The following is an 8,773-nucleotide window of genomic DNA, read 5'->3' as shown; positions in this document are numbered from 1 at the left end:
GTGCCATCATACGTTTTCTGCCAAAACCTATTATGTAGCGGAAAATTGTTACATTTCACAGGCCTTAAAATTTGCGATTGCTGTGGATTTGAAGAAAAAGATCTCAATGAAGGATATTGCACAGCGGTATTTTGTTTCCACAAAAACCGTTGAGCGCGTTTTAGATAGCTTCTTTGAAGAGCCACGAAAAAAAAATCAATTCTCTTCCCAAGCATCTTCTAATTGATGAATTCAAAGGAACGCGTGATTGTGAAGGAGCTATGTGCTTTATTATTAGTGATGCTGATACTGGCAAAATCTTTGATATCTTAGATGATCGGCGCAAATTCAAGTTACGGGCATACTTCCAACGGTTTACCTTAAAAGCCAGAAAACGTGTGACACACATCGTGATGGATATGAATGCCTCTTACGATGCAGTGACGAAAGAAGTCTTTCCCAATGCGCGACTCTCTATCGATCGCTTCCACATCATCCAACAAATGACGCGTGCATTTAATACCCAACGAATTCAGACAATGAAGCAACTAAAGAAAAGCGATCCACAAGCGCAAAAAGATTACCGAAAGCTGAAAAAATATTAGCGAACAATCCTAAAGAAAAATACAAAACTAAACTACACCTCTTTTAAGCAATTTCCCCTCTTCCAAGGGAAATACATGATGGAGTCGGAGGTGCTTGATTACCTACTCTCTATAGATAACCAACTACGACAAAGCTATGAAGTCTATCAAGAGTTATTAGCTGCTTTTGATGCAAAAGATTTTACTGAATTTTTCAATCTCATTGAATCATTGCCACATTCCTTGAATGATGGATTTAAAAAGGCAATTTGTTATCTGAAAAAGCACACAGAAGCCATCATAAACTCCTTAAAATATCCCTATTCAAACGGAAAATTAGAGGGAAAGAATAACCTCATCAAAGTAATCAAAAGAATTGCTTTTGGATTTCGGACTTTTCGTCATCTCCGGATGCGTGTCCTGATCCAACAGAACATCTGTGAAATCATTTAATAACGCAAAAAAGGAAATGCCGAAGCATTTCCTAACATACGATTTGAGCAAAACAACAGCAATTTATACGAAAGCTTCACTATCATTATGTATTAAATCGCAGTCAAAAAGCAAAAAAAGACTCCTTCTCTCTCTTATGAAATTTAAGAGCCAAAAATTTCAAGGGTCACTAATTTTCATTCATGATAGACTTCATTTCTCATTAACATATAATAAATAATTCTAGTAATGAGATGAGCAACTGCCACTGTTGCACGTTTGCCACCCCTATTCTGACTAATTCTTTGATAATAATTTCTGAATCTAAGATGATTCGATTTACAAGCTGAATAGGCACATTGGCATAAAATTTTCTTTGCATATGAGTTTCCTTTTGAAATTCTTGTAGAACGTCTTTTCCCAGCACTTTCATTGTTTCCAGGACATAAACCAACCCATGATGCTAATCTTTCTGCAGAAGAAAATTGATTCATATTTGTTCCAAATTCAGAAATAATTACAGCAGCTGAGTCTAAACTAATTCCTGGAATAGTGACTAAACTATCAACATATTGTTGATAAGGAAGGAGATAGTCAGCAATTTTGATTTCTAATTCACTTATTTTACTAGTATACATATCAATAACATCTAAAACTTGTGCTAATAAAAATCTATGATGACTTCTAAAAAAACCAGTAAGTCCTTCAATTAATTCTGGCACTTTAAATTTTAGTGAAGTATAAACTGCCTTTTCAACTTTTTCGGCAGTAATCTCTTCTTCATTGATTAGTAGATTTAATAAATTTCTTCCAGATAATCCAAATATATCGGTCATGTAGGAAGTTAGCTTGATTCCAGCAGTTTGTAAAATTTTATGCGCTCGATTTTTTTCTCTATTTCTAGATTCAATCCACATTTTTCTTAAACGTGTTAATTCACGTAGATCTTGTATGGGCTCCTCTGGAACAAAACTTTTAGGAATCAAATCTACTCGCAACAGTTTAGCAATCCAACTTGCGTCTTTTTTATCCGTTTTTTGTCCAGGAATATTTTTTATTTTGTACGGATTAGCCAGAATCAACTCAAAATTTCCTTGAAGAATGTGCCAAATTGGTTTCCAATAAATACCCGTACTTTCCATGGCAACAACCTCACAGGAAAATTCCGTTAACCATTCATGTAGTGCTAATAATCCCTTCGTAGTAGTATCAAACTTTTTTAGGTGTTTTTTTGGCCTAGTAGAAGTAAGCGGACCTTTCAGAACACAAGCAACAACATTGTTCTGATGAACATCTAATCCAGCGCAACATTCATAAATAATTTCCATAAAAAACGCACTCCTTTCCAATAATTTTAGGAAAGGAGTGCTTTATTTCATATAAAATCAATTTTTTATACACATGCTCATTGGCTATATTTCAAGGTTCTCGAGAAATAAAGCAAGCCAGTTTGACAATCGACATAACGTTCTTTTCCAAAATGCTGGCGGCTTTTTTTCCTTTCCACCATTAGTATACTACAGTTTCTGCCTTTCATCCTTCAGGGTGAATGAGCTTGCGAATTCATGTATGTTTGACAAAGAACCCTTCTCACAGATTATCATTTGTGGCGACTGCGGTGAGATGTTCAGAAGAATTCACTGGAACAATCGCGGCTGCAAGTCCATCGTCTGGCGCTGCATTAGCAAGCTAGAACCTACCGGCCTTGAATGCCACGCCAGAACCATCAACGAACTTGACCTGCAGGAAATCGTACTCACTGCCTTGAATGAGCTGCTTGGAGATAAATCCAAATACCAGAAACAGCTACAGCAAAATATCGCATCCGTCATCAGAGCTTCTGCTGCAATCGCTACGGATGGTATTGATGAGAAGCTTATGGAACTTCAGCAGGAGCTTGTTAAAAAGTCCAACAACAAAGAAGCCTACGATGAGATTGCCGGCCAGATTTTTGCACTCAGAGAAAAGCGCCAGCAAGCCTCAATGGATACGGTACAGCGTGATGAGCAGCTACAGCGTATCACAGACTTACAGGATTTCATTAAAGACCAGCCTTCCGACCTTACAGTGTTTGATGAAGCACTTGTAAAACGCTGGCTTAAGCAAATCACAATCTGGCCAACCCACTGCACAGTAGAATTGAAATCCGGACTTAAGGTAGATGTTGAAAGCTAAGCATAGACGCACGAAACCCTCCCAGCCATGATGGTTGAGAGGGTTGTTTTTAATTAAAGACGACTATATATTCTTCGGACATTTCCGCGAAGGATTTATCTATTTCAGCATATACTTCATTCAATTCTTCAGCAATGATACCTCTAACGTAGGCATCTCTAAGTTCTGGTTTCTCCAACAACACCCATTTCAATTGTTTGTATGAGTATTTAGCAAATGCTACCCATTGAGGATAGTTTATTGCCATAGGATTTTTAGTAAAGTAAACCTTTCCAGCATTTACAGCTGTAGCCGCTGAATGTCCAATGAATAACATAGTGCTCAGCTTAGGATGCTTTTCTCGATTTAATGAGAATGGAATCGAGTTCTTTATAGAATTACCTTCTTTAATCCTTTTAATGCCATAGCCTAATCTGATGATTACTTCAATTATCATTGTTGGAATTGACATACTACAAAAATGAATGAAATCATAACCTTCGTAATACATTCCCTGCACAATTTCAGCAATTGTCTGTTCTTCTTCTCCGATACTTCCAAACTGGAGTAAGTTAAATAATGCCATCAAAGGCGCTGGTAAACCCATAGAAGTTGTAATGTCAGATTTGAAATGAATAATCTGCTTAGCAATTGCAGCAAAGATATCACTTTCTTTTCGGTCTGCATAGTTCTCCATAACCTGAGATACTATTTTGCCAGTTTTATCAATCGTCGTCATTTTACCGTTCAAAATATCATAGACCCCAAATATCAATCCAAGGATAGGGTCATGCCCCAACGATAGCAGTCTATGATAGTAAGCAGATAACCCGGTTACATATTCTGTCGTATGGCGATTATCCTGAGCATCAAATGATACTTTGCTTACTTTTGAATTGGCAAGTTTCTCCATTTCTTCCTCTGGGAATCTTTGATTGAACCAATCTCTTACATAATTGGAAAGTGGCCCACCTTTTAATCCTTCTGGTGTTTTCTGTGGAATTCCTACTAGCAGAATATCAATAACTGCTCCTAGAATACCTGCTGCGGCACAAATAGTAATATCTATTTTATCAAGCTTATGAATGTTATTGTAATCGGCATTCAATGCACGCAGTGCAGCTTGATTCATTCTCAATTCTTCATACGTAAAAAGGGATTCTAAATCTGTTGTTGAACCAACTTTCTGTTCAGCTTGATTGCACAATTCTTCCCACGTAGGAACAACCATAACCCTATTAGGTGTAGGGTTAACTACTTTAGGCAAATTCTCTGTAGAAATGCCTAATTCCTTCAGCAGTGCTTCGCTTTCAGAAATGCAAGCTTCAGCAGACGCCATATCAGGTCTTTTAATCGAGCTTAATTCTTTTGACTGATGATTCAAAACATTATTAAATTGTTGTTCTGCTTCAGTGTATTTGAATTTGCTCATGCCACCTTACCCAAATCCTTCTTTAAATCCTTTATTGCTTGCGTAAGAAGAATATTTAAGCTCTGTAAATAATCAAGACGCTCTTTATCAACATCAGCCTCGGATTTTAATGCTTGAATAATTGCTTCATGCTTTTTCAAGGCCTCTTTATACAAACGTTCTTTTTCTTGCCTCAACTGCTTATTTTTTAAGTGTGCAGCTAATCCAACTCCTCCTGCTGCAAGGGCTGCTACAGGCGCTGCAAGTACGAATACCCCTGCAACCATACCGCCACCAACAATACTACCTGCTGCTGCAAGTCCTGATGTTATACCTGCTGCTGATAATCCTACAACAGAACCCAACCCATAAAGTGCTGCAAAAGACCCAACTCCGCCAATACCAGCACCTAATGCTCCTGCAAGGACTTCAGGGATTGCGCTTTCTCTAATTGTGCGTGATTTATCATTTACAGCAGCCGCTGCTTCATTTACAACGTTAACAACTTGCTGAAGAGATTCTACACTTTGGAATACCATATCTTTTTTCTTTTTTACATATTCGCCCATAATCACACCGCCTTTTATATGTTTTTATAATTCTGAAATATCAATAATTTGATTTGTCGGAATTATCACATCATCTTTTATATATAAGATTGTCATGCCCAAATCGTCATGCGCTCTATCAATAGCGTGTGATAACATCCATTTTTTAAGCTTCATATCGTCATCAAGGTCAAACCAATCCTCGTAAGGAGGGTCTCTATACTCATCCAATTCAAAATTGAATCGGTGAACTTGGTCAACGGTCGCATAGAGATCAACTCTGTAACTCTTTGATTTTGCTCTCCAGAAACTTTCAACTTTTTCTGCCTGTGGAAATAATTCTCCAAGCGTCATTAAGAATTCAGGTCTTTCGTGAATGTTAGTACCATAATTGAATACATTGTCATTTGCCATGAATCCATTTACACAAAAATCATAATAAACTCGATGAGCAACACGGTCTAACTTTTCATCTATTCCCGTCAAGAAATGTCGGCCTTTGTACTTCTCATAATCAATGTCATAACTATTACCTTTATAGCTCACGAGCTTGTTTGGAATATCAAATGTGACACCTGCTTTTTCTAGTAACTTCTTTAAGATGGTTTCTTTAGAAAGAACACTTTGTAAATTCATCAAACCATTTTCTTTAATCTCGCGACATTCATCAAGTGAACCTACAACATGAAATGCCATCAGCCTCAACCCAGAGATATCAACTGATTTTATTCGTTCAATATTTCGGCTCCAAAATGTCTCAAAGTCATTCTCACAATTTATAATTCTCTCTGTGATGTACTCATCAGGAGTCATGCCCATAAAATCAAGAACGAAGTAGTAAGCTGCATCACAAGTTCTTAAATCAAAATCCATGAAAATTCCTCCTTCCATAATATCTAATCCACTGCCTGATTTATTGCCAACGGTTGAGTTGCCGGATTAGAAAGCATCTAAATCACTCACTCAAATTGAGTTTGCACCATAGATAACATCTATTCTAGTGCCACAACCCACGACATCTAATCCACAGTCTAAACCCTCTGACTGTTTTTACAGTAGATATGTTTCAATATAAGAAATACGGACTTTCATGAGCTATTACCTAATCTCAAAAAAGCCCGTAAATACGCTACTTTTCGCTATTTATTTCTCTTTTCTAGACATCAAACAGACCGTCTCCACATGTATCGTTTGTGGGAATAAATCGACTGGTTGGACCTTCTCTAACTGATACCCTTTTTCGGCGAACAACTTTACATCGCGAGCCATGGTAGCTGGGTTGCAAGAGATGTAGACAACCCGTTCTGGTTCCATTTCGCAAGTTGCATCAATAAAGGAGGCATCGAGTCCTTTCCTTGGTGGATCTACGAAAACGACAGTTGGTCGCACATCTTCTCGTGCCCATTGATGCATGATTTTTTCAGCTTTGCCTTCTAGGTAAGTCGCATTGCCGATAGCATTCAACTCAGCATTTTTCTTTGCGTCTTTGACTGCTTCCGCAACAATTTCCATGCCATAAACATGGTCTACATTTTCAGCTAATGATAACCCAATTGTACCAATTCCTGAATAGGCATCTACGACAATATCATTCTTATTTAATTGAGCAAAATCCATCGCAATTTGGTACAGTTTTTCAGTTTGTTCGGTATTCACTTGATAGAAAGATTGCGCTGAAATACGATATGTTTTACCTAGTAACTGATCTTCTATGAAGGATTCACCTAAAATCACGCGATTGGTTGAACCCATAATCACATTGGTCTGTTCTTCGTTAACATTCTGAATGATTGAAACGACTTCGGGAATTTTTTCTTTAATCGCTTCCGCAATTTTCTCTGCTTGGAAAAACTTTTGCTTGCGAGTAACAAGAATGACCATCATTTGATGAGAATAGTGTCCACGACGAATAATAATGTGTCGTAAAAATCCCTCATGCGCTTCTTCGTTATACGCTTTCACACCAAATCGTTGTAAAATGTCGCGGATTTCACGGATGGCCTGGTCGATGGCTGGATCTTGAATATAAAAATCTTCAAGTGGAATTAACGTGTGACTATGCTTACGATAAAATCCCGTAGTTAACTGACCTTTGATTTTTTGAACAGGAATTTGAGCTTTGTTGCGATAATGGAATGGGCTTTCCATTCCAACGGTTGGCAAGACTGGTACATTTGGCATCTTAGCAACCTTTCTTAAGACATTTTCCACTTGATGTTGCTTAAATTCAAGTTGTTTTGGATAGCTCAAATGGCTTAATGGTGCGATGCCGGTGCGTAAAAGTTCCTCTTTTGCGTCTTCAACCCGGTATGGGCTTTCTTTAAGCCACTCCAACACTTTCGCAAAACCAAATTTAGGTCCGACCTTTTCAATACGGATACGGACTTCTTCTTCAGGCAGTGCGTTTTCGATAAATAGTAAATAGCCATCGACTTTCGCAATTCCCATTCCTTCATGTGATAAATCTTGAATAGTCACAATCTGTTCCTCATTTTTTTTGACTGGATAGTCTCTCATACTGTTCTCCTTTAGGCTTCTTTTGCTTTATTCTAGCTTGCTTATCTATTTTTTGGCAAGTGAAACAGGTGAGCAACGCGGTTGTCGTTCGCTCACCTGTGATGATTGCATTATGGTTGGCCAATCATGCCATCACCATCAATGTCTTCGTCATTCAATTTTTCAGCCTCTTTGATAAAATCTCGACTTATTTCCTCGTATTCATCTGGACCAATAACTGCTTCATCTGGAATCGAATCCACATCGGCAAAGAATTCAATATGATTGTGTAAGTTTTCAAATACCATAGGGGCATCGCCGCCGTACTCACCATCTAAGTTAATCATCAAGCGATGACTATTATCTGGAACGTCCACTTCTAAACGTGATGTTTTGGTGTAAATAATGCGATGATCGTTGATATGCTTGCCGCCATTTAACATCAATGAAACAAGATGAATAATCTCAAAGATATTCGCTGTTTTGACAATAATCAACGAAAACTTGCCATCGTCCAATTTTGCATCTGGTGCGATTTGTTCAAAGCCACCGACTGAATTGGTAAGCCCAAGGAAGAACATCGAAGCATTGCCGTAATATTCTCCCTCATCATAAACCAATCGCATTTTGATTGGTTTAATTCGTGGTAGTAGTTCAGCTCCCTTAGCCAAATACGCTAAATAGCCAAAAATACTTTTTAATTCAGACGGTACTTCATAGGTCAACTCGGTCAGGTGCCCACCAGCAGCAATATTAATAAAATAACTTTCAGGCGTCTTACCGATGTCCATTTTAATCGTCTGATTTTTTAAGATTACTTCGGCTGCAGATCTGGGATTATCCCGTGGAATCTTAAGAGCTCGGGCATAATCATTGGTTGTTCCACCAGGAATAATTGCCATTTTAGGGCGTGTTTCTAATGGGGCAATGCCGTTAACAACCTCATTGATTGTTCCATCCCCTCCAGCAGCGACAACTAAGTCAAAGCCTGCCAATGCAGCTCGGGTGGCTTCATTTTTGGCAGAATTCTCCTCGGGCGTGGTCGCAAAGGCACTTGCTTCATAACCAGCTTGTTCCAAAACGTCTAAAATATCAGCCAAGTTTCTTTTCATCGTCTCTTTGCCAGAAGTTGGATTGTAAATTACGCGTGCTTTTTTCATGATTTACCT

The 8,773-nt window shown here is 38.2% G+C and carries 7 protein-coding genes and 1 pseudogene; 2 read left to right on the top strand and 6 right to left on the bottom strand.

Annotated features, from left to right (window positions below):
* Window positions 1–1,016 (top strand): annotated as a pseudogene (locus ACFSR0_RS04745) (ISL3 family transposase); the annotation flags it as partial.
* Window positions 1,017–1,192: 176 nt separating this feature from the next.
* On the opposite strand, the gene ACFSR0_RS04740 reads toward ACFSR0_RS04745, so the two are convergent.
* Window positions 1,193–2,323 (bottom strand): IS110 family transposase, encoded by a 1,131-nt coding sequence (locus ACFSR0_RS04740; RefSeq protein WP_379980430.1) that lies wholly within the window; start codon window positions 2,321–2,323, stop codon window positions 1,193–1,195.
* Between the two features lie 241 nt (window positions 2,324–2,564).
* Between ACFSR0_RS04740 and ACFSR0_RS04735 the strand changes: the two genes are divergently transcribed.
* Window positions 2,565–3,170, top strand: coding sequence for a zinc ribbon domain-containing protein (locus ACFSR0_RS04735; RefSeq protein ID WP_379980428.1), 606 nt, complete (start codon window positions 2,565–2,567; stop codon window positions 3,168–3,170).
* Window positions 3,171–3,219: 49 nt separating this feature from the next.
* On the opposite strand, the gene ACFSR0_RS04730 is transcribed toward ACFSR0_RS04735, so the two are convergent.
* From ACFSR0_RS04730 to ACFSR0_RS04710, 5 genes are all read right to left on the bottom strand, one after another.
* Entirely contained in the window at window positions 3,220–4,581 is a 1,362-nt protein-coding gene (locus ACFSR0_RS04730) for a hypothetical protein (RefSeq protein ID WP_379980426.1), read from the bottom strand.
* The gene (locus ACFSR0_RS04725; protein ID WP_379980424.1) at window positions 4,578–5,129 is read right to left on the bottom strand and encodes a hypothetical protein; all 552 of its coding nucleotides are present in this window, start codon (window positions 5,127–5,129) and stop codon (window positions 4,578–4,580) included. The genes ACFSR0_RS04730 and ACFSR0_RS04725 overlap by 4 nt, the downstream gene beginning before the upstream one ends.
* A 24-nt stretch (window positions 5,130–5,153) precedes the next feature.
* Window positions 5,154–5,981: a hypothetical protein gene (locus ACFSR0_RS04720; RefSeq protein WP_379980423.1), complete on the bottom strand. Its 828-nt coding sequence runs from the start codon at window positions 5,979–5,981 to the stop codon at window positions 5,154–5,156.
* 270 nt (window positions 5,982–6,251) lie between these two features.
* On the bottom strand, window positions 6,252–7,625 hold the full coding sequence (gene rlmD / locus ACFSR0_RS04715; protein ID WP_379980421.1) for a 23S rRNA (uracil(1939)-C(5))-methyltransferase RlmD: 1,374 nt from the start codon (window positions 7,623–7,625) through the stop codon (window positions 6,252–6,254).
* A gap of 110 nt (window positions 7,626–7,735) precedes the next feature.
* Entirely contained in the window at window positions 7,736–8,764 is a 1,029-nt protein-coding gene (locus ACFSR0_RS04710) for a diacylglycerol kinase (RefSeq protein ID WP_379980419.1), read from the bottom strand.
* Window positions 8,765–8,773: the final 9 nt, after the last annotated feature.

Source organism: Enterococcus camelliae (assembly GCF_042685105.1).
Classification (GTDB): Bacteria; Bacillota; Bacilli; order Lactobacillales; family Enterococcaceae; genus Enterococcus_G; species Enterococcus_G camelliae.
Note: the sequence above shows the minus strand (reverse complement) of the source record. Positions and strands in the feature narration are given on the sequence as shown.